17 protein-coding genes are annotated in these 21,390 nt (G+C 66.8%); 8 read left to right on the forward strand and 9 right to left on the reverse strand.

Annotation, left to right across the window (positions count from 1 at the left end):
- The first annotated feature begins 41 nt into the window (after positions 1–41).
- A complete protein-coding gene (locus QM841_RS19595; protein WP_283333201.1) occupies positions 42–1,424 on the forward strand; it encodes an MFS transporter in 1,383 nt (460 codons plus the stop codon).
- 114 nt (positions 1,425–1,538) lie between these two features.
- Here QM841_RS19595 and QM841_RS19600 read toward each other — a convergent pair whose 3' ends face one another.
- From QM841_RS19600 to QM841_RS19615, 4 genes are all read right to left on the reverse strand, one after another.
- Positions 1,539–2,342: an IclR family transcriptional regulator gene (locus tag QM841_RS19600; RefSeq protein WP_005249938.1), complete on the reverse strand. Its 804-nt coding sequence runs from the start codon at positions 2,340–2,342 to the stop codon at positions 1,539–1,541.
- Positions 2,343–2,483: 141 nt separating this feature from the next.
- The gene (locus tag QM841_RS19605) at positions 2,484–4,010 is read right to left on the reverse strand and encodes an aldehyde dehydrogenase (NADP(+)) (RefSeq protein ID WP_283333202.1); all 1,527 of its coding nucleotides are present in this window, start codon (positions 4,008–4,010) and stop codon (positions 2,484–2,486) included.
- Positions 4,011–4,076: 66 nt separating this feature from the next.
- Entirely contained in the window at positions 4,077–4,577 is a 501-nt protein-coding gene (locus QM841_RS19610; RefSeq protein WP_283333203.1) for a flavin reductase family protein, read from the reverse strand.
- Between the two features lie 12 nt (positions 4,578–4,589).
- Positions 4,590–5,945, reverse strand: coding sequence for a flavin monoamine oxidase family protein (locus QM841_RS19615; RefSeq protein WP_283333204.1), 1,356 nt, complete (start codon positions 5,943–5,945; stop codon positions 4,590–4,592).
- Positions 5,946–6,589: 644 nt separating this feature from the next.
- Between QM841_RS19615 and QM841_RS19620 the strand changes: the two genes are divergently transcribed.
- The 4 genes from QM841_RS19620 to QM841_RS19635 all read left to right on the forward strand — a co-directional run bounded on the left by QM841_RS19620 (position 6,590) and on the right by QM841_RS19635 (position 11,378).
- Positions 6,590–7,927, forward strand: a complete 1,338-nt coding sequence (locus tag QM841_RS19620; RefSeq protein ID WP_280779448.1) for an MFS transporter — start codon at positions 6,590–6,592, stop codon at positions 7,925–7,927.
- Between the two features lie 119 nt (positions 7,928–8,046).
- Complete coding sequence (ribA, locus tag QM841_RS19625; protein ID WP_283333205.1) at positions 8,047–9,297, forward strand: GTP cyclohydrolase II; 1,251 nt, start codon at positions 8,047–8,049, stop codon at positions 9,295–9,297.
- 91 nt (positions 9,298–9,388) lie between these two features.
- Positions 9,389–10,141 carry an SDR family NAD(P)-dependent oxidoreductase gene (locus tag QM841_RS19630; protein ID WP_283333206.1) on the forward strand — a complete coding sequence of 251 codons (753 nt, stop codon included), beginning with the start codon at positions 9,389–9,391 and terminating at the stop codon, positions 10,139–10,141.
- Positions 10,142–10,184: 43 nt separating this feature from the next.
- Positions 10,185–11,378, forward strand: a complete 1,194-nt coding sequence (locus tag QM841_RS19635) for an NAD(P)-dependent malic enzyme (protein WP_283333207.1) — start codon at positions 10,185–10,187, stop codon at positions 11,376–11,378.
- A gap of 258 nt (positions 11,379–11,636) precedes the next feature.
- On the opposite strand, the gene QM841_RS19640 is transcribed toward QM841_RS19635, so the two are convergent.
- The 3 genes from QM841_RS19640 to QM841_RS19650 all read right to left on the reverse strand — a co-directional run bounded on the left by QM841_RS19640 (position 11,637) and on the right by QM841_RS19650 (position 14,457).
- Positions 11,637–11,930: a WhiB family transcriptional regulator gene (locus tag QM841_RS19640; protein WP_283333208.1), complete on the reverse strand. Its 294-nt coding sequence runs from the start codon at positions 11,928–11,930 to the stop codon at positions 11,637–11,639.
- Between the two features lie 321 nt (positions 11,931–12,251).
- Positions 12,252–13,046: a 2-keto-4-pentenoate hydratase gene (locus tag QM841_RS19645; RefSeq protein WP_283333209.1), complete on the reverse strand. Its 795-nt coding sequence runs from the start codon at positions 13,044–13,046 to the stop codon at positions 12,252–12,254.
- Positions 13,047–13,071: 25 nt separating this feature from the next.
- Positions 13,072–14,457: an LLM class flavin-dependent oxidoreductase gene (locus QM841_RS19650; protein ID WP_283333210.1), complete on the reverse strand. Its 1,386-nt coding sequence runs from the start codon at positions 14,455–14,457 to the stop codon at positions 13,072–13,074.
- A 265-nt stretch (positions 14,458–14,722) separates the two neighbouring features.
- On the opposite strand from QM841_RS19650, the gene QM841_RS19655 reads away from it, so the two are divergent.
- From QM841_RS19655 to QM841_RS19665, 3 genes are all read left to right on the forward strand, one after another.
- Complete coding sequence (locus QM841_RS19655) at positions 14,723–15,688, forward strand: quinone oxidoreductase family protein (protein ID WP_283333211.1); 966 nt, start codon at positions 14,723–14,725, stop codon at positions 15,686–15,688.
- A 105-nt stretch (positions 15,689–15,793) separates the two neighbouring features.
- Entirely contained in the window at positions 15,794–17,284 is a 1,491-nt protein-coding gene (locus QM841_RS19660) for a PucR family transcriptional regulator (protein WP_283333212.1), read from the forward strand.
- A 17-nt stretch (positions 17,285–17,301) separates the two neighbouring features.
- On the forward strand, positions 17,302–18,792 hold the full coding sequence (locus tag QM841_RS19665) for a PucR family transcriptional regulator (protein WP_283333213.1): 1,491 nt from the start codon (positions 17,302–17,304) through the stop codon (positions 18,790–18,792).
- On the opposite strand, the gene QM841_RS19670 is transcribed toward QM841_RS19665, so the two are convergent.
- Positions 18,778–20,772, reverse strand: coding sequence for an oxidoreductase (locus tag QM841_RS19670; RefSeq protein ID WP_283333214.1), 1,995 nt, complete (start codon positions 20,770–20,772; stop codon positions 18,778–18,780). The two genes, QM841_RS19665 and QM841_RS19670, sit on opposite strands and share 15 nt — an antisense overlap.
- A gap of 51 nt (positions 20,773–20,823) precedes the next feature.
- Positions 20,824–21,252 (reverse strand): RidA family protein, encoded by a 429-nt coding sequence (locus QM841_RS19675; protein WP_280779437.1) that lies wholly within the window; start codon positions 21,250–21,252, stop codon positions 20,824–20,826.
- Positions 21,253–21,390: the final 138 nt, after the last annotated feature.

Consider the following 21,390-nt stretch of genomic DNA (forward strand, 5'->3'; position numbering starts at 1 on the left):
GTCGGCTGTCATGTCGACGCGCACCAGCAAGGAGTGACCTGGTGACGATTACCAACACGGATTCCGTCGGAGAGTATGAGGACGGCCCGGTCGGCACGAAGGCCGACCCAGGGCCGGTCGACAAGAAGCGATTCCTGGTCAAACTGACCGGTGTGATCGCCGGTGGCATGTTCATCGACGGTTACATCCTCGGCATCGTCGGCACCGTCATCGGTGCCATCACCCTCGATTTGGATATGTCGCTGTACTGGGAGGGGCTGATCGGCGCCTCCGCGCTGATCGGCATCTTCGTCGGCGGCCCCCTCGGCGGTTGGCTGGCCGACAAACTCGGCCGCAAGCCGCTGTTCGCGATCGACCTGGCGATCTTCATCCTCGGATCGGTTATGCAGTTCTTCGTCGACTCGGCCTGGCAACTGTTCGCCGTCCGGTTGCTGATGGGCATCGCGATCGGGGCCGACTACTCCGTCGGCTGGCCACTGCTCTCCGAATTCGCCCCCCGACGGTTGCGCGGCAAACTGCTGGCCTATTGCGAGGTCGCCTGGTACGTCGGCTTCATGTTCGCCTTCGTCTCCGGCTTCCTGATGACCACCGTGTGGTCCCTCGACTGGCGCATCGTGCTCGGCTCGAGCACCGTTCCGGCGGTGATCTTGTTCCTGGCTCGGCTGGGCATGCCCGAATCCCCGCGCTGGCTGATGAACAAGGGGCGCACCGAAGACGCAACCGAGATCGCCCACGCCTACCTCGAGGACCCGTCCGACGTCGTCGACATCGCCAACGAGGGCACCCGCAAGGGCACCTTCGGGATGCTGTTCTCCCCGGCCTACCGGCGGGCGACCATCTTCATCTCGATCTTCTGGTTCTGCGCGGTGGCACCGTATTTCGCGATCGCCACGTTCGCAGCCAGTGTGCTGGAGGGCTACGGCCTCGGTGACGGACTCGTCGGCGCCATCGGGGTCAACGGCCTCGCCCTGGTCGGTGTCATGGTCTCGGTCCTGCTCATCGAACGTGTCGGCCGGCGGAAGCTGACCATCCCGCAGCAGTGGGTCTGCGCGGTGGTCCTGCTGATCATCGGATTGTGGACGTCCGCCCCGCCCGCGGTGGTGCTGATCTGCTTCCTGGTCTTCGCGTTCGCCAACGCCATGTCCACCGCCCTGACCGGGGTCTACCCGGGGGAGATCTTCCCGACCGAGATCCGTGGCCTGGGAACCGGTTTCGCGACCGCGTTCAGTCGCGTCGGTGCAGGCCTGGGCACCTTCCTGCTGCCCTGGTCGATGCACAACCTCGGCGCCGGGATCACGATGCTGATTGCCGCCGGCATCTGCGTCGTCGGCGCCGCAGTCTCCCAGGTCCTCGCCCCGGAAACGATGGGCCGCAACCTGAGCGAAACCTCGGCCCCCCGCGTCGGTCAGCCCGCACGAACCTGACCGAAACGCCCCCAAGCGGAATCACGAGAGGCATCCGCAGAGAGCACCGGGAACCGGAGTCCGTACCAGGGCTCCGGTTCCCGGTGATTCACGCAGAATGGCTGATCGGCGGGACTATTCGCCCACCGCGTCCTGCCAGAACACCTCGACGAGGCGCTCGACGATGGCCTGCATCTGCTGGAGCGCTTCGGGAATGCGGTCGCGCCCGAAGCGGTAGCGGGGGCTGTTGAGCGTCAAGATCGCCACCAGCGTGCCGGAGGAGTCCCGCACCGGCCGCGACAGCGAAATCAGTTCTTCTTCGAGTTCGTTGTCGATGATGCCGAACCCCTGCTCGCGGACCTGATCGAGTTCCCGGAGCAGAACGGCACGATCGGTGATGGTGTGGGGCGTATAGGCCTCGAGCTTCTCGGGCAGCAGCGCGAGCACCTTGTCCAGCGGCATCTCGGCGAGCAGTACCTTGCCGGTGGAGCTGGCGTGCAGCGGATATTGCTGGCCGACCATGTGCGATGACATGCGGCTCATGATCCCGACCACGTGCGAGCCGGCGGCCTCGGCGACCAGGTCCAGGCCGTCCTGCGAATTCGGCACGGACAGCGTCACCGATTCGTTGAACTTGTCGGCCAGCTCCTGCAGCAGCGGTTGTGCGCGCGCGACGAGTCCGGCGTAGGGGTCGGCGCGCCGTCCGAGGCGGGCCATTTCCCAGCCGAGGATGTAGTTGTTGTCGATTCGGTCCACGAGCCCGGTGCGTTCGAGACTGTAGAGCAGACGGAACGCGGTGGGCCGGGAGATCCCGACCCCCTTCGCGAGCGTGGTCACGGTGGCGCCGGTGCGCGGGTGCGCGGCCAACTCCCGTAGCAGCCGAACCGCTTTGGTCACCGACTTGTTCGTCATCTCCGTCGGTTCGGGTACTTCGCTCATGCCACCCCTTTGTCGCGTCGGTGCGCACCACACCCTCGGGTGCGCGCTTCCACGACCACTCTACCGCCCCGGCGTTCATATAGTGAACGCCGGGGCGGCTGGGTGGGGAACTCTCGGGCGCATCCGCGCGCTCGTCGGTTGTCAGGACTGGGCGCGGCCCCAAGTGGACGATTCGCCGGCAGAGTTGACCGTGCGGGGGATCTCGAGGGGGTTGCGTTCCTGAATCGGTGCGGGCAGGAGCACTTCCGGGGCGTCCTGGTAGGTGACCGGGCGCAGGAATCGGCGGATCGCGGTGGTGCCCACCGAGGTATGCGAGACCGCGGTGGTGGCGGGGTAGGGGCCGCCGTGGTGCTGGGCGGGGGTGACCGCGACGCCGGTGGGCCACCCGTTGAACACCAGTCGCCCGGCGCGGGTGGCGGCGATCCGGGTGATCCTGCGGAGCTGGTCGCGTTCGTCGGGGGTCGGTTCGGTGCGGGTGTGGACGGTCACGGTGAGGGTGCCGTCGACACCGTTCAGGACTCGGTTCACCTCGTCCTCGGAGCCGTACTCCGCGATGATCGCGGCGGGGCCGAAACTCTCCTCGAGCAGCGTGTCCGCCTGGGCGACCAACTGCTCGGCGGTGGTGCGTAGCAGCGTCGGGGTGACCTCGGGTACCCCACTCTCGCCGGTCGATGCGGTGCCCTTGACGAGGACCTCGACGCCGGGTGCCGCGGCGGCCGCCTCGATCCGATGGTGGTAACCCTCGGCGATCTTCGCGGTGAGCATCCGCGCCGCGGGCACCTGCTGGGAGAGGGCGGTGATCTGCTCGGTGACCGGCGATCCGGCGGGCACCAGCAGGATGCCGGGTTTGGTGCAGAACTGTCCGGCTCCGAGGGTGAACGAACCGACGAACCCGGACGCGATCGCCTCGGCACGCTCGTCGAGTGCACCGGCGGTGACGACGGCCGGGTTGACGCTGCCGAGTTCACCGAAGAAGGGGATCGGGTTGGGTCGGGCGGCGGCGATGTCGAACAGGGCACGGCCACCGGCGACGGACCCGGTGAAGGCGGCAGCGGCGATCCGCGGGTCCTCGAGGGCACGGGTGCCGGCCCGGAAACCGCTGAGTAGCGCAAACGTGCCGTCGGGGGCGCCGGCCGCGGACAGTGCCCCGGCGACGACCTCGGCGGTGGCGGCGGAGGTGCGGGGGTGGCCGGGATGGGCCTTGAGCACCACCGGGCAGCCGGCAGCGAGCGCCGAGGCGGTGTCGGTGCCGGCGACGGAGAACGCGAAGGGGAAGTTGCTGGCGGCGAAGACCAGGACCGGGCCCACGGGGATCTGATACCGGCGCAGGTCCGGGCGGGCGCCGAGGACGAAGTCGGGATCTGCGCGGTCGATGATCACGTCCAGGAAGGTGCCGTCGATCAGTTCCTCGGCGAACATCCGCAACTGCACACAGGTGCGGTTCAGTTCACCGCTCAACCGAGCCTGGGGAAGCCCGGTTTCGGTGAGGGCCTCGGCGACCAGCGCTTCCGCGTGCGCCTCGAGGGCGTCGGCGATCGCGACGAGCACAGCGGCGCGACCGTGGGGGGTGCGGTCCTCCCAGAGCGGTGCGGCGGCGGCCGCGGCGTCGAGGAGGCGGTCGAGCTGTGCGTCGGTGGTGTCCTGCTCGATCGAACGGGTGTCAGTCATGAAATGCGAAATCCTTTTCTGAGTTCGAGGCTCGCGCCGGAGTGCGGCGCAGCCGGGGTGTGTGGGTCAGGCGGCGGTGAGTTGCCGGATTCCACCGAGTCGGCCCTGATGGAAAACGAGAGGCTCGCCGTGTCCGGTGTCCATCTGCAACACCCGGGCGATGACGATGACGTGGTCGCCGCCGTCGAGTTCGTGGGTGACCTCGCAGTCGACGAAGGCGTGGGCGCCGTCGATCCGGGGTGATCCGGCCTCGGAGAGGGACCAGTCGATGTCGGCGAACTTGTTGGGCTGCTTCCTCGAGAGTGCGCGGCAGACCGATTCCTGGCCGGCAGAGAGGACGCTGGCGCACAGTCGTCCGGCGGCCCGGACCTTCGGCCAACTGGTGGAGGTGTGCGCGACACTGAAGCTGACCAACGGCGGATCCAGCGACAACGACTGGAAGGTACCGACCACCAGCCCACACGGGAACTCGGCGTCCACACCGATACCCGACAGGGCGACCACACCGGTGGGCAGGTTCCCCATCACGTTGCGGTAGTGCGCCTGGTCGATGGTGGAAGTAGGCATGATGACTCCTTGTCAGATCGTGGTGCCGGACCCGGCAGCGGCGCGGGCGGAGTGGTCGGGGTGCAGTTCGGTGGCGATGTCTCGTGCGGCACGCAGTGCACTCTCGATGGCGCCGTCGATGAATCCGGCCCACAGATTGGCGATGTCACTGCTCGCGAAGTGCAGGACGCCTTCGGTAGCTTGCTGCGCGCCCAGGTAGCGAGTGACCTGGTTCGGGCGGTGCATCATCCAGGTCTCCCGCGAGTGCGGGTCGCTCATCCAGTCGTGTCCGGTCACCTCGAGGACATCGAGATCGTCACGCCAGACGGTCAGTGCCCGCTGCACGGCATCGCGATCGTTCGGATCCAGCCGCGTCGAGTCGGCGCCGAACGCCACCAGGACCGCGTCGTCGTCGCCGAGGTATTCGGTGCGCACGACCGACAGCGGGTGGGCGGCGGAGGAGTACGCGAAGAACGGGGCGATCGGACCCCGCACCCGGATCCAGCACTTGACGCCGCGTGAGGCCGCCTTCTCCTTGCTTGCGGAGAGCTTGCCGTCGTTGAGCGGTGGGGTGACGGAGAGATCGCCGAGGATGTTCTGGGGAACGGTGATCACGACTCGACGCGCCGTGATCACGTGACCGTCGCTCAGGTGCACGTGAGCGCGTTCGGCGTCGTGATCGATGCGGGTGACCTCCGCGCCGGTGCGCAGTTCCGCGGTGGTGTCGGCGGCGATCGCCGCCACCAGGGACTGGGTGCCGTCGGCGAGGCGGAATACTGCCGACGCCTCGTGCATCAAATGCCACGAGCCGGCGGCGGCGGCGGTCCACCGCAGGGCGGTGGTGAATGCCCCCTCGGTGAGAGGGCCATTGAAGTGGCCGACCCAGGCCGCCTCGTTCGCCTGGTATTCGTCCTCGCTCAGCTGTAATCGGTCGAGCATGTCCTGCACGCTGTACCGGTCGATATTCGCGAGCTCGGGTGCTGCCGGCGGCAGATCGGGCCGGGGGACGAACTTCATGGTGTCGGCGAGCAGCCGACGCATACCGGGATCGATCAGTTCCATGAATTGATCGAGCGTGCCGGTGCGCACCTGGTCGCCGGCGAGCCAGTACGCCTGCTCCGCGCGCGGTCCGCGGGTCACCTCGAGTCCGTATCGGGTGATTTCGGCCCACACGTGCGGCTGCACCCAGTGCATCCAGGTGCCGCCGATCTCGAGGTCCCGACCGAGACGATGGTCGGTCCACACCCGTCCGCCGAGCCGGTCGCGCGCTTCGAGCACCACGACACTCAGTCCTGTGCCGGACAGTTCCCGGGCGGCGATCAACCCGGCGATGCCGCCGCCGACCACGACGACATCGGCTTCGTGCTGCTGGTGGGCATTGTCCGCCATATCCACTCCTCACCGCCGTGAACTCAGGGGACGGATTCGGGACCCCTGCGTACCCGTGATGTTCATAAACTGAACGTCTCGTTCAAAATCTCTCGCCACTGATCCTGAGCTGTAGGTCACAATCTGTCAAGAGCGACGGACGCCGGGCGTGTGCCGGGCGGAGCGCGCTCAGGGGAAGCATGCGTACAGCCCGCACTCGAGCGACGCAGCCCCCGGCCAATCACCGACCCATGACCGCACGGGCCCAGGCGCTGGCGACTTGCGGTGCGGGTACCGAATTCCCAGCTGGCGCCATAAGTGGGGCGCGATTCGCCGGCGCCGACCGCGAGGCGGCACGCCCCGGATTCATCGCGCGTCCCGGGACAGGTCTTGACGCGCCCTGAGTCCCATGTCACACTTTTGACCACATCGTTCAGTTTATGAACACGTAGCGCGGTTGAGCTGCAGCGCCCTACCGATAGAGCCCATCCCACCGACCCGCAGTCGCCGGAGATCCCTCGGATTCCGCGGCCGTGCACCATTTCACGAAGGTTGTGACAACACGTGCGAACATCTGCTTCCCGCCCATCCGCCACTGCGCACGGCGATTGCCCACCGTCGTCGGTCGTGATCGCCATGCCCAAGCGCACGAGCGAGGAGGCCTGATGACCATCACGAACAACGAGGCCGTGGACATCGGCCAACAGTCAGTCGACAAGCAGCGCTTCCTGGTCAAGCTGACCGGTGTCATCGCCGGCGGCATGTTCATCGACGGTTACATCCTCGGCATCATCGGCACCGTCATCGGGGCCATCACCCTCGATCTCGGCATGTCGCTGTTCTGGGAGGGGCTGATCGGGGCGTCCGCGCTGATCGGCATCTTCATCGGCGGCCCCCTCGGTGGCTGGCTCGCCGACAAACTCGGCCGCAAGCCGCTGTTCACGATCGATCTGGCGATCTTCACCGTCGGTTCGGTCCTGCAGTTCTTCGTCGACTCGACGTGGCAGCTGTTCCTGGTCCGGCTTCTGATGGGCGTCGCGATCGGCGCCGACTACTCGGTCGGCTGGCCACTGCTCGCCGAATTCGCTCCCGCCCGTCTGCGCGGCCGGTTGATGGCCTGCAACGAGGTCGCCTGGTACCTCGGATTCATGACGGCCTTTATCGCCGGCTTCCTGATGACCACCGTGTGGTCCCTCGACTGGCGCATCGTGCTCGGCTCGAGCACTCTGCCCGCCGTCATCCTGCTCCTGGCCCGGTTGGGTATGCCCGAATCCCCGCGCTGGCTGATGAACAAGGGCCGCACCGAAGAGGCAACCGAGATCGCCCATACGTATCTCGAAGACCCCGCCGACGTCCTCGACATCACCAACGAGCAAACCCGCAAGGGCACCTTCGGGATGTTGTTCTCCCCGGCCTACCGGCGCGCGACGATCTTCATCTCCGTGTTCTGGTTCTGCGTGGTGGCACCGTACTTCGCCATCGCCACCTTCGCGGCCAGCGTGCTCGCCGACTACGGTCTCGGTGACGGACTCGTCGGCGCCCTGGGGGTCAACGGCCTCGCCCTCGCCGGTGTGGTTGTTTCGGTCCTGCTCATCGAACGCATCGGCCGGCGGAAGCTGACCATCCCGCAGCAGTGGGTGTGCGCCGCGGTCCTCGCCGCCATCGGGCTGTGGACCTCTGCACCGCCGGTACTGGTGCTGATCGGCTTCCTGGTCTTCGCGTTCGCCAACGCCATGTGCACCGCGCTGACCGGTGTCTACCCGGGTGAGATCTTCCCGACCGAGATCCGCGGCCTCGGTACGGGTTTCGCGACCGCGTTCAGCCGCGTCGGCGCCGGTCTGGGCACGTTCCTGCTGCCCTGGTCGATGCACAACCTCGGCGCGGGCACCACGATGCTCATCGCCGCCGGCATCTGCGTCGTCGGCGCCTCGGTCTCCCAGCTCCTCGCCCCGGAAACGATGGGCCGCAGCCTCAGCCAAACCTCCGCTCCGCACCAGCGGTAACCACCCACAATCCCGAGCGCGGAGTCGTCGGGCCGACAACGATGTCAGCCCGCGACTCCGCCTCGACCCAGAACGTCCCACCACACTCCGTGTGTTCGCCAAGGAAGGAGCCAGCGATCATGTCGACCATCTCGGACGCGGTCACCGCACTGGCAAACAAGGGAATGGTCCTCGTCGTCGACGACGAGGACCGCGAGAACGAGGGCGACCTGATCATGGCCGCCGAATACGCGAGCACCGATGCGGTCGCGTTCTTCCTCGAACACACATCCGGGTTTCTCTGCGTCGCCATCGACGAGGCCCGCGCCGGCAAGCTCGGTCTCGACCTGATGGTCCCCGACAACACCGAAGCCCACAACACTGCCTTCCTGGTCAGCGTCGACTACCGGCACGGCACCACCACGGGAATCAGTGCGGGCGATCGCGGCGCCACCATCCGGGCACTGGCCGACCCCGCCCTGCACCCCGCCGACCTCGCCAGGCCCGGCCACGTGATGCCGCTGCTCGCGAAGCCCGGAGGTGTTCTCGAGCGCCCGGGGCACACCGAAGCCGGAGTCGACCTGTGCCGCATGGCCGGGCTCAGCGGCGCCGCCCTGCTCTGTGAGATCGTCACCCCCGACCGGCGCGAGATGATGCGCCGCGACGACCTCCGGCAACTCGCGGCACGGCACTCGATCCCGATGATCTCCATCGCCGAACTGCGCGCCTGGCGCTCACGCGCGGCGAGCACGGTGACACCGCTGCGCCACAGTGCCGCCCGCTCCGAGAACATCGTTCTCCGGTCCGGTCGCAGCACCCTGCCGACCGAGGTCGGGACATTCGACGCGCTCGCCTATCAAGCACCCGGCAACGGCGTCGAGCACCTGGCCCTGGTGATGGGTGACGTTGCCGCCGACGACGCCCCGCTGGTCCGGCTGCACAGCGAATGCATCACCGGTGACCTCGCCGGCTCCCTGCGCTGCGACTGCGGCCCCCAGTTCCGATCCGCCATGAGCGCGATCGCCGAGGCCGGCACCGGCGTCCTGATCTACCTTCGCGGACACGAAGGCCGTGGTATCGGCCTGGGTCACAAACTGCGCGCCTACGAACTCCAGCAACATGAGGGCCTCGACACCATCGACGCCAACGTCAGCCTCGGCCTGCCGGTCGACAGCCGCGACTACCGCGTCGCCTGCGAAATCCTCGACGACCTGAGGGTGGGCCGAGTGCGGCTGATGACGAACAACCCCGACAAGGTTCGGGCCCTGAGCGATCACGGCATCACCGTCGCCGAACAAATCCCACACGAGTCGTCACCGACCGTCTACAACCGGTCGTATCTGACCACCAAACGCGACCGCATGGGGCACACCCTGCAGCGGCTCGGCTGACAACCGTCGCCGTGGCCGGTGCGCAGCGGATCCTCGCCGACACCGGCGCACCCTGACGATCGAGCTATCCCAGAAGGACGGACTAGCCCTGGTGGACTCCATTCCGCTGAACCCGCAGACTCCACCCGCACGAGACAGACTGGTTCTGGTCACCGGCGTCGAACAGCCTGAGGGCGCCTATGCCGCCCGCGCTCTCGGCACGCACGGATTCGACGTCATCGCACACAGTTTCACTTCGGAGGCGGCCGAGCGGGTCGCCCAGGACATCACCGGCATCGGTGGCCGCGCGACCGCCGCCGTCGCCGATCTCACGATCGACGGGGAGGTCGACCGGCTCTTCACCGGCATCGAAGACACCCACGGCCGGGTCGACACCGTCATTCACTCCGCGTGGATCCCCGGGCCCGAATCCACCGGCACGTCACTCCAGTCGATCCACCCCCACGACTGGGACCGATTCCTCCTCGCTCATCTGCGGATGTTGTTCACAACCGTGCGCCGGGCGACGCAGTCGATGAGTGGCCGCAACCGCGCAGGGTCCATCGTCACCGTCGTCGGCGTAGACCGATTAGCCGCTGACACAAGGGAATCCACCCTGACCCGTCGGGTGATCGACGGCGCGATCGAGGCTTTCACCGCCGCCGCGGCACACGACATCAGCGCGCGAACCGTACAGGTCAACACCATCCGTTTGATCGACGAACTCCCCTCACCCGAATTCCCTGACCAGCACATCACACCGGATTTCGACACCGCCCTCGTCTTTCTCGCCGACCCCGCCCACCGCAGCTGGTCCGGCAAGGTGCTCTCCGCACCCACGGCCCGGTTCGCCGACGCGCACTGAAATCCCACCACCGAGTTCCTCCCAACACCTTTGGAGTACACCCTTGACTGTCGTGTCCGAATCCACCGCACCGCAGAAGGTCGAGCTGACCGACGAGGAGATCTTCGCCGGCCACATCGGGGGGAAGCTCTCGGTTGAGACCACGACCGCCCTCGATACGCAGCGCGCCCTGTCCATCGCCTACACCCCCGGCGTCGCGCAGGTCTCCCGCGCCATCGCCGCCGACGAAACCCTCGCCGACCGGTACACCTGGACCAGCCGCCTGGTGGTCGTCGTCTCCGACGGCTCCGCGGTACTCGGTCTCGGGGACATCGGCCCCCGCGCCTCGCTTCCCGTGATGGAGGGCAAGTCCGCCCTGTTCAAGAACTTCGCGGGCCTGAACTCGATCCCGCTGGTCCTCGACACCAAGGACCCCGACGAGATCGTCGAAACCCTGATCCGGCTGCGCCCGAGCTTCGGGGCGGTCAACCTGGAGGACATCTCCGCACCGCGCTGCTTCGAAATCGAAAAGCGCGTCATCGAGGCCCTGGACTGCCCGGTCATGCACGACGACCAGCACGGCACCGCCATCGTCGTCCTGGCCGCCCTCAAGGGTGCGGTCACAGTCCAGGACCGCGACATCCACCAGCTGCGGGTCGTCATCTCCGGTGCCGGCGCCGCCGGTGTCGCCTGCGCGAACATCCTGCTCGCCGCCGGGATCGCCGATGTCACGGTCCTCGATTCGAAGGGCATCGTCTCCGCCGACCGCAAGGACCTGAACGAGATCAAGGTCGATCTGGCCGCACGCACCAACCCGGCCGGCCGCCGCGGCGGCACCGCCGAAGCCCTCAATGGGGCGGATGTGTTCCTCGGGGTGTCCGCGGGCACCGTGCCGGAGGAGCTGATCGCGACCATGGCGCAGGATTCGATCGTGTTCGCGTTGTCGAACCCGGACCCGGAGATCCACCCGGACATCGCCCGTAAGCATGCGGCGATCGTGGCCACCGGGCGCAGTGACTTCCCGAACCAGATCAACAATGTGCTGGCCTTCCCCGGGGTGTTCCGGGGTGCGCTCGATGCCGGTGCCCGCCGGATCACCGAAGGTATGAAGCTCGCCGCCGCCGAGGCAATCCTCTCGGTCGTCGGTGACGAGCTGGCTGTGGACAAGATCGTTCCCAGCCCGCTCGATCCTCGCGTCGCCCCCGCTGTCGCGGAGGCAGTCGCCGCCGCTGCCCGTGCAGAAGGCGTCACCGACTAGCGAGGATCCACCCGAGCACCCCGTCCGCGAACCCGCACCCAGGTTCCGCGGACGGGGTGTTCGGCGTGTCCGGCCCGAAACTGGTCGAGTCCTGGTCAGGTGCGGACGACAGACATCGACAGGGGAACAGTCTGATTCGTCGGTGACCGGAGATACCGGCCGCGGCGGGGCCGATCCTGCCCGCCGTTACGGATATTCCACCGGTACTCGTGCTCATCACTGATTGATACGGATGGTTCAGCGGCGCGGTGGCGGATGTCAGCGGGCACGCCGCTGGGTGTGCCGCCGGCCGAGGCGGGCGCGTTCGGTCTCGGACATGCCACCCCAGATGCCGTAGTGTTCCGCGGCGGTGAGGGCGTGGGTTCGGCATTCCGGGAGCACGGGGCAGTCCTGACAGATCTGTTTGGCACGGCGTTCGCGCCGTGCGCGGACGGTTCGCTGTTCGCGATCGTCGGGCGAGAAGAACATCTCGGTGTCGGTTCCGCGGCACGATCCCTCATGTCGCCAGTCCCAGCCAGAGGGGCGGTCGGATTGATGCTCGGTGATGGTCATTCGGTTTCCCGGGGTCGACGGTGCGGGGTCCGAAGCCCCGCCGAGAGGCGGCGGGGTGCACGGGCGGACGGCATCGGTAGTCCTACGACAAACGCACCGCCGTAACCGGCAGTCAGGCGTGGCCGGTACGGCGGTGCGTCGCACGTGGAGAGCGGGTGCCTGACGCCGACACATCAGGTCAGGCACCCGCGCAGTTCGTTCAGTCAAGAAGGCGCTCCTGATTCCTGAACGAACGTGTTGCCGCGGGGAATGCTCTCCCCGCGAGGATTTCTCGTGGACCGACTCGACGGGGCAGAGCGCAGAGCCCGTCGAGAGGGCGCGTCAGTTGTTGGCGGTGGAAACGTCGAATTCGATGGTGCCGAAGCCTTCGAACTCGCCTACCCAGCGGCCGGGCCGGTTCATGGGAACTGCCTGCAGGCAACTGCCGGGGAGGATGACCTGGCCGGCCTGGAACTCGACGTCGTAGGCGGCGAGGCGGTTGACCAGCCAGGCAACCGCGGCGAGGGGATTGCCGAGGATGTTGCGGGTGTTGCCGGTGATGACCTCGCGGCCGTTGAAATGCAGGGAGCCGCGCATGTCGCGCAGGGTCAGGTCGGTGAGGCGGCGGGGAGTGCCGCCGAGGAGGACCGCGCCGGTGGATCCGTTGTCGGCCAGCGTGTCCGGAAGGTCGATGGCCCAGTTCTGGACACGGGAGTCGATGATCTCGATGGCGGGCACCGCATAGTCGATGGCGTTGATGACATCGGCGACCGTGACATTGGGTCCGCGCAGACTGCTCTTCAGCACGAATGCGGGTTCGAGTTCGACGAACGGCTCGATGTAGTTTTCCCGTTCAAGGGTGGTGCCTTCGTAGGCGAAGATGCTGGCCAGCAAGAATCCGTAATCGGGCTGGCCGAGGCCGAAGGCTTCCTGCATGACCTTCGCGATGTTGCCGAGCTTGTACCCGACCAGGCGGTCACCGCCTGCGATCGCGTGCTCGACGTTGATGCGCTGGACGGCGAAGGCGGAATCCGCGTCGAGGGCGGGCCAGGTCTTGGTCGGTGCGGTGATCGGTGCACCGTTCACACGTGCGGTACGCAGGGTGGTCGCGACGTCGTGGAGTTCGGCGGTCTGCATGGGTGTCCTCTTTCGGTCGGTGGGGTCAGACGGCTGCGACGGTGCGGTTGCCGAGGCGGAGACCGGGGTGATCGTCGCGAAGCCGGACGGCGCCCTTGCCGTACAGCTTCTCGCGCAGGGTCGAGCCTTCGTACTCGCTCCACACGGTGCCGCGGCGCTGCAGTTCGGGGACGACGAGTTCGATGAAGTCCGCCATGTCCTGGTACTTGACCGCGTGCCCGAAGTTGTAGCCGGCGATGCCGGTTTCGTCCATCCACCGGGTCAGCTCGTCGGCGACGGTGGTCGGTGAGCCGACGATGGTGGGACCGGTGCCGCCGATGCCGATGAATTCGGCGATGTCGCGCGGGGTCCACTCCTTGTCGGGGTCCATCTTCGAGAACAGGTCGACCATGGTCTGGCCGGCGTTGGTCTTGACGTGCTTGAGCGGCACGTCGGGGTCGAACTGGGACATGTCCAATCCCGTCCAGCCGCTGTAGCGGGCCATCGCCCCGGCGTAGCTGACCAGCTTGCGGTAGCTCTCGTACTTGGCGTGGGCCTGTTCGTCGGTCGGTGCACAGACGACGTTGAGCATCTGCAGGACCTTGACGTTCTCCGGGTCACGGCCGGCCTCGGCTGCGAGGCTACGCAGGCTGTCGACCTGCTTCTTCAGCGCCGGGATGGACACGGCGTTGACGAACACCGCCTCGGCGCTGGCTGCGGCGAGGGCGCGGCCCTTGGAGGAGCCGCCGGCCTGGAAGATCACCGGGGTGCGCTGCGGGGACGGCTCGCACAACGCGAAGCCGGGAACGGAGAAGTACTTGCCCGTGTGCTCGATGTTGTGCACCCGGCTCGGATCGATGTACATGCCGCGCTCGGCGTCCCGGACGACCGCGTCGTCCTGCCAGGACCCCTCCCACAGCTTGTAGCAGACCTCGAGGTACTCGGCGGCCATGTCGTACCGCTCGTCGTGCGGAACCTGCTGTCCGGTACCGAGATTGCGGGCGGCGCTGTCGGAGTAAGAGGTCACCAGGTTCCAGCCGACGCGGCCGTCGGTGAGGTGGTCGAGGGTGCTGAACTTGCGGGCCAGCGCGTACGGGTGCTCGTACGAGGTGGACCCGGTCAACCCGAACCCGAGGTTCTTCGTCACCGCCGCCATTGCGGAGACGGCCATGAACGGATCCTGCGCGGGGATCTGCGCGGCGTCGGCGAGGGCCGCGTCGGCGCTGCCCTCATAAATGTCGTGGTAGCCGACGTTGTCAGCGAAGAAGATGCCGTCGAATCGCGCCTCTTCGAGCAGCTTGGCGTACTCGGTCCAGTAGGCGAGGTTCTTGTAGTTCGCGCCCTGATCCTTCGGATGCCGCCAGAGGCCGGCCGACAGGTGCGCCGGGCCCTGGTAGTCGAAAGCGAAAAGTCGCATGCGCTGAGACGCCATTGTCTATCTCCGTTCACTTTTTGAACACGTAGTTCATGTGTTGAACACCACTGTAAGAGGTGAAATGTGCGGGCGTCAATACCTCATTTCGTGCACCGCCGGGATCGGTGCCACGGCATTACACCGCCCGGCAAGTGCGGCGGAGGCGTGCGCTGTTCGCGGCGCAGGCCGAAGCGGTCTCTGCAGCGCGGCGAGGAAGCTACCGAGAGAAGATCACCCAATGGTCGGTGTGTTCAAATTTCGGTTCAGCATGTAGACATTGCCCATGCGCGCAATTCAGGTCGCCCGCCTCGGCCACCCCGAAGTCCTCGAACTCACCGAGATTCCCGATCCCGAGCCCGGGCCAACCGATCTTCTCGTCCGAACCGACGCGATCGGCGTCAACTTCATCGACACCTACTTCCGGACCGGCGTGTACCCGCACCCGCTGCCGTACGTTCCCGGCGACGAGGGGTCCGGCGTCGTCGAGGCCGTCGGCGCCGACGTCCGCGACTTCGTCCCCGGCGACCGCGTCGCCTGGTGCGGCGCGACGGACAACTACGCCGAGAAGGTGGTGGTGCCCAACGAAATCGCGATCGCGGTGCCGGAGGGCGTTCCCGCGCCGCAGGCGGCGTCCGCACTGGCGCAGGGCCTCACCGCCCACTACCTGGCGTACTCGACGTACCCGGTGCAGTCCGGCGACACCGTGCTGGTCCACGCCGGCGCCGGTGGAGTGGGACTGCTGCTGACCCAACTCGCTACGAAACTCGGTGCGCGAGTGTTCACCACCGTCTCGTCGGACGCGAAGGAGAAGTTGTCGCGGGAGGCCGGCGCGGCCGAGGTACTCCGCTACGACGACGACATCGCCGCTCGGGTACGCGAACTCACCGACGGCGAGGGAGTCGCCGCCGCCTACGACGGTGTAGGCGCAGCCACCTTCGACGCGAGCCTCGCCTCCGTTCGGATCCGTGGCACCCTCGCACTCTTCGGCGCGGCGAGCGGCCTGGTGCCGCCGTTCGACCCGCAGCGGCTCAATCCCGCGGGTTCGCTGTTCCTCACTCGTCCGACCCTCGCGCACTACGTCCGCACCCGGCAGGAACTGACGTGGCGGGCAGGAGAAGTGTTCGGGGCCATCGCGGACGGTTCGCTGAACGTCCGTGTCGGCGCGCGGTACCCGCTCGAACGCGCCGCCGACGCGCACCGGGACCTGGAGGACCGGAAGACGACCGGTTCCGTCGTGCTCATCCCCTGACGAATGGGCAGCGACCGTCACCCCGAGACACGCGGCCGAGGAGTCATACGGGCGTATAATTCTGCCGGCGATGTTTGTACCGGCGTGAAATACCGGGAGTGATTCGTGTCAAATCTGACAGTCGGCGACTTGGTAGCCATGAGGCAACTTGCGTGCAGCGTGGTCGCCGGTGAGGCCGGTGTAGACCGGCCCGTGGTGTGGGCGCATGTGTGCGAGTTGCCCGATCCGTGGAACTGGCTCAGTGCAGACGACTTGTTGATGACCACCGGAATGAGCCTGCCGGCAGCGGCGGACGAACAGACGCGGTTCATTCGACGTCTCAGCGAGGCAGGCTTGGCCGGCATCGCGATCGGCGACGACCTGCTGGCGCCCCCGCTCACCCAGGGCATGCTGTCCGAAGCCGACGAGCTTCACTTCCCCGTCGTCGCGGTCGGTCATGCAACACCGTTTGCAGCGATCGGCCGCACCGTCGCCGTCGCAGCCCAGAGCGTCCAGGTCAGTCGAATTGCGCGCTTGAGTCGGCTCTACGACGCCACGCACGCGTCGCCGGAGGACGAGACCTCGCTACTCGATCGACTGTCGGTGGAGCTTGGACACCGGCTCCATGTCGTCGATGTCGAGCTCGGCAGCGAAGTGCTTCGCGATGCACATCCACTGGAAGATGAACTCGTCGATCAACTGCGCACCCGCGTCGACGGACGGCTCGACCGTCTTCCGCCGAGAGTGGCGATCGAAGCCGGTGCCGAAACCACGGCGACGGCATTCGCCCTCGCGACCCACCGCAAGTGCATGCTCGTCGCCGCGGGGCACACCGACATCGAAGTCGATGCCTTCGTGTTGCTACATGCGCAGAGCCTGGTCGGCGTGGAAGTAGAGCGGGTGACCCGAGAACGCGAACGCTCCGACGTCGCGCGGGCGCAGCTGCTCGAGCAGATGATCGCCGGATCGATCAGCGCGGAGGCGGCTGCTCCTCGGCTCGGCCAACTGCATTTGACCGAAACCAACTGGTGCGTAATCGGATTCGACACTACTCACCTCCACGTCGTTCGCACTCTCATCGGAGACCGCGGATTTCCGTATCTGTCGTGCTCCGCGGGGGGAGAGGGCTATCTGATGGTCTCGAGCGCCGACGCCGACGCGGCGGCGGATCTACTCGACCGCCACATCGATGCGATGGGCATGTCGGCACGGAACGCGACGACTGGGCGAGTTCCGGACAGCGTTCGTCAGGCGCGGTGGGCTCTCCAGGCCGCGCGGGCAGCCGGTGGCGGCCTTGCCGAGTATTCGACCGCGGCACCCCTGTTCCTTCCCCGCACACTGACCGAGGCGCATTTCGCGACGCGGGCCGTACTGGGGAAGATTATCGACTACGACGCGGCTCATCACAGTGATCTCGTCGAGACTTTGGATGCATTCCTGTCCATGGACCGGAACTGGTCGGCCACAGCGAAACGGCTTGTCATCCACCGTCAGACGCTCGGATACCGACTACGCAAGATCGAGAGTCTGACGGGCCGCAGCATGAAGAGTTCCGCCGACATCGCCGATTTCTGGATGGCACTGATCACCCGCCGGATCAGCAGCGGCCAGGACTGAGAGACGAGGATAAGACGATGTCGAGATTGACTGTCGGTGACCTCATCGCGATGGACCAGCTCGGGTGCGCGGCCGTCGCCGGTGTCGGGGGGCTCGACCGTCGGATCGCGTGGGCGCACACCTCGGAACTCGACCCCTGGGACTGGCTGGGGGCGGACGAGCTGCTGATGACCGCCGGTTTGTGTGTGCCGTCGGACGAACGAGAACAGTGCACGTTCATCGAACGCCTTCACGAAAAGGGACTGGCAGGCGTCATCATCGGAGACGATGAGACCGCACCACCGCTGACGGCCGCGATGCTGGATAGGGCCGACAGACTGAACTTCCCCATCCTTCGGTGCAGCCACACGACCCCGTTCGCGGCAATAGGACGGACCGTGGCGGTTGCGAGTCAGAGTGTTCAAGTCAGCACGGTCGCACGACTGAGCCGACTCTACGAGCACGCACGCTCGACTGTGCTGGCGGACACGAGTCTTCTGGTCAGACTCTCGCGAGAACTGCGATTCACCCTGCACGTCGTCGACGTAGAGCATGGCACCGAGGTTCTCGCCACGGACAATGCATTGTCCGAGAACGCCATCCGGTCACTGACGTCGAGTGTCGCGGGCACACTCGATCGACTCCCTGCCCACCTCACGCTCGTAGAAGGCGCGGATTACGTGATGACCGCCCATGCACTCCCCACTCACCGCAAATGCATGCTGGTCATGGAGGGAAGCCCGGCGACGGATGTCGATGCCTTTGCATTGCTGCACGTGCGGACCCTGATCGGCGTCGAAGTCGAAAAGGTCACCAGGGAGCGGGAGTACGCCGACGAAGTCGGTGAAGCCCTGCTGCAGCGAATCCTCGCCGGCTCCGACGCACCCGAAGCTGTCACACCACTCCTCGAAGAATTCGACCTGTCCGCGCCCGAGTGGACGGTGTTGAGCTTCGATACCGACTTCCTTCCCGCTGCCAGGACGATAGCGGGAGACCGAGGCGTTCCGAACGTGACCGCCATACTCGACGAGCACGCCTACATGCTGCTCCCCACCGTAAGGTGCTCCGAGACCATCGACCTGCTCAGCGGCAAAACCCGGGCGATGGGAGCGTCGCCGTCGGCTACCGCGATCGGACAGATCTCGGACAGCGCCCGCCAGGCGAGCTGGGCCTTGGACACCGCCCGATCGACCGGCGTACCCGCCGCTCGATACTCCACCGATGTGCCACTGTTCGTGCCGCGCACCCTGACCGACGCCCGGCAAGCTACCGACGCAATCCTCGGAGATCTCCTGCTGTATGACCGGGGACACGAGTCGAACCTCGTCGAGACTCTCGAAACCTTCCTCACTCACGACCGAAGCTGGACCGCGACAGCGGACCAGCTCGGAATCCACCGGCAATCCCTTGCTTTCCGGCTCCGGAAGATCGAGTCGGTGACAGGACGAAACCTGAAGGCTTCATCGGACATCGCGATGCTGTGGTTGGCGCTTCGTGCACGCGCCCACGCGTTTTCACTCACCGACTGAACAGGGCTCGTAGAGGGCAGCGGCAGCCCGCAAGCCGTCGAGGACCGCCTCTTCGACGGTGCGCGGGGCGAGGCAGTCGCCGACTCCGGTGAACGGGATGCCGGTGGATTCGACCTCGGCGAGCAGGGCGTCGTTCTGCTGGTGGCCGAGGGCGAGGACGAGTCCGTCGACGCCGTCGAGAATGATCGGTTCGCCGGTCAGCGTGTTGACCAGGTAGACGGTGTCGTCGTCGGCCCCGAACAGGCGGGCATGCGGGATCACCCGAACCTTCGCCTCGGTAGCCGCCCGCAGCATCGCGATACGGGTGTACTGCTGCAGCTGTTCACCGGCCGCGTAGCCGTTGACGCACAGGGTCACCTTGCGCCCTTCCCGGGCGAGCATTTCTGCGACTCCGAGGCCGGTCCAGTCGCCTCGCCAGTCCGCCACGACGATCTCACCCTTGGGGGTGTTGCCGCCGCCCGTGCCGATCACATCCCACGCCTCGAGCACCGGCATGTCCCCGTCCAGCTCGAGCGGCGGCCGATAGGGGGTGGCGCCGGTCGCGATGATGACGTGGTCGGGACGTTCCGCGGTGATCATCGTCGCATCCACCTCGACGCGGGTTTTCACGATGACCCCGTAGCGGTCGAGTTCGGACTGCAGATTGGTTGCGGCGCCACCGAACTCGGACCGGCCGGGAAGCCGCTCGGCCAGCAACACCTGCCCACCGACTCGCCCGCTTGCCTCGTACAGGGTGACCCGGTGACCGCGCTGGGCGGCGACCGCGGCCGCCTTCATCCCGGCGGGCCCGCCGCCGACGACCATGACGTCCTTCGGCTTCGGGGTGATCACCAGGGTGCCGAACTCGCGTTCGCGTCCGGTCTCGGGGCGCTGGATGCACGAGATCGGGTAGCCGGCCTGGAAGTGGCCGATGCACGCCTGGTTGCAGCCGATGCAGGCCCGGATGTCGTCCGGACGCTGGGCCTGCGCTTTGGCAGGCATGTCCGGGTCGCAGATCAGGGCGCGGGTCATCGCGCAGGCGTCCGCCTGTCCCTTGGCGATGACGATCTCGGCTTCCTGCGGTTGGTTGATCCGCCCGGCGACGAGCACCGGAATCGACACAGCCGCCTTGATCTTCGCTGCGGCGGGTGCAGTGTAGGCGGCTTCCTCGCTCATCGGCGGAACGATATGCAACGATCCGGACCGGCTGGCGGATGTGCCCTCGGTGATGTTCAGGTAGTCCAGCGACCCGTCCGCGTCGAGCCTGCGGCACACCTCCACGATGTCGGTGGGCTCGTCCTCCACGGAGGAGTGTTCGATGCCGGATACGCGGACGCCAACCGCGAACCCCGGTCCGACCGCCTCTCGGACGGCCGAGATGATCTCGCGCAGGAACCGCATCCGATTGTCGAGGTCGCCACCGTATTGGTCGGTGCGCAGGTTCAGTTCGGGGTTGAGGAACTGGGCGGGCAGGTAGCCGTGGCTGGCGACGATCTCGACACCGTCGAGGCCGGCCCGCTGGAGGCGGCGCGCCCCGGCCGCATATCCAGCCACGACCTCGGCGATCATCGCCTGGGACATCGGCCGGGGCATGACCCGGAATCGTTCGTTCGGAACGGCCGACGGGGCGTACGCGACCGGAAGCGCACCGTCCTGGGATTCCATGATCTCCCGGCCCGGATGGAACACCTGGCCGAACAAGGCGCACCCGTGCTCGTGGGCGGCCTCGGCGACGCGCCGATATCCCGCGATGCAGCTGTCGTCGGTGGCCATGAGCACGTGGTAGGTGTACCGCGCGGTTTCGTGGATACCGGCGACCTGCATGATGATCAGCCCGGCACCGCCGGCTGCCCGGGCGCGGTGGTATTCGACGAGCTGGTCGGTGACCGCGCCGTCGTGGACCATCACAGTGTCGTGCCCGGAGGAGAAGATCCGGTTCTTCAGGGTGACGTCACCGACCTGCAGCGGGGACAACAGGGTGGGAAAGAGTGTGTCAGACATGGAATCCCAGTTCTGTACTGGTGATGGAAAGGGTCGGAGTCCAGCCAGGGGCTAGCTGGCGTCGGTGTCGGCGAGGACTCGCTGGGCGCCGGACACGGCGACGGCGTCCGCCTCGAACAGCATGCCCTCGACGAGGAACGAGTTCTGCACCGCGGTCACCGCGGGCCAGGGGCTGGTGAAGAATTCGGCGCGGACCTTCTTGAATGCGTCGAAGTCGTCGCGGTTGCCCAGGTAGGCGGTCAGCTTGACCACCGACGACATCGAGGCGCCGTGCTGATGCAGGATCTTCTCGATGTTGCGGAACACCTGGCGTGCCTGGGCCTCGAAGCCACCGTCGACGAGGTTGCCGGCGTCGTCGTAACCGGCCTGACCGGACGTGAACACCAAGTCGCCTGCCTTGGCGCCCTGGCTGTACTGGGCGGACTGTGCCCAGGTGAAGGGGGCGGGGCGGGTTTCGACGATGTTCTCGGTGGTCGTCATGATGATCCTTTCGGTGGGCGTCCCGGGAGTGCGGGACCTCGTTGGCGTCGCACTCGCCGGCTGACGAATGGGAACGCTATGGCATGGATCACCAGGGGGTAACCGTACTGTTGACTAAATCCGAACCGCCGCACTGTC

This window comes from Rhodococcus sp. IEGM 1307 (assembly GCF_030056915.1).
Taxonomy (GTDB): domain Bacteria; phylum Actinomycetota; class Actinomycetes; order Mycobacteriales; family Mycobacteriaceae; genus Rhodococcus_F; species Rhodococcus_F opacus_D.

Bases quoted from the DNA above. Each gene is read 5' to 3' on its own strand.
- ribA (WP_283333205.1), top strand. From the start codon at position 8,047: ATGTCGACCATCTCGGACGCGGTCACCGCACTGGCAAACAAGGGAATG.
- QM841_RS19620 (WP_280779448.1), top strand. From the start codon at position 6,590: ATGACCATCACGAACAACGAGGCCGTGGACATCGGCCAACAGTCAGTC.
- QM841_RS19600 (WP_005249938.1), bottom strand. From the start codon at position 2,342: ATGAGCGAAGTACCCGAACCGACGGAGATGACGAACAAGTCGGTGACC.
- QM841_RS19675 (WP_280779437.1), bottom strand. From the start codon at position 21,252: ATGACGACCACCGAGAACATCGTCGAAACCCGCCCCGCCCCCTTCACC.
- QM841_RS19670 (WP_283333214.1), bottom strand. From the start codon at position 20,772: ATGTCTGACACACTCTTTCCCACCCTGTTGTCCCCGCTGCAGGTCGGT.
- QM841_RS19665 (WP_283333213.1), top strand. From the start codon at position 17,302: ATGTCGAGATTGACTGTCGGTGACCTCATCGCGATGGACCAGCTCGGG.
- QM841_RS19655 (WP_283333211.1), top strand. From the start codon at position 14,723: ATGCGCGCAATTCAGGTCGCCCGCCTCGGCCACCCCGAAGTCCTCGAA.
- QM841_RS19605 (WP_283333202.1), bottom strand. From the start codon at position 4,010: ATGACTGACACCCGTTCGATCGAGCAGGACACCACCGACGCACAGCTC.
- QM841_RS19615 (WP_283333204.1), bottom strand. From the start codon at position 5,945: ATGGCGGACAATGCCCACCAGCAGCACGAAGCCGATGTCGTCGTGGTC.
- QM841_RS19645 (WP_283333209.1), bottom strand. From the start codon at position 13,046: ATGCAGACCGCCGAACTCCACGACGTCGCGACCACCCTGCGTACCGCA.
- QM841_RS19640 (WP_283333208.1), bottom strand. From the start codon at position 11,930: ATGACCATCACCGAGCATCAATCCGACCGCCCCTCTGGCTGGGACTGG.
- QM841_RS19610 (WP_283333203.1), bottom strand. From the start codon at position 4,577: ATGCCTACTTCCACCATCGACCAGGCGCACTACCGCAACGTGATGGGG.
- QM841_RS19650 (WP_283333210.1), bottom strand. From the start codon at position 14,457: ATGGCGTCTCAGCGCATGCGACTTTTCGCTTTCGACTACCAGGGCCCG.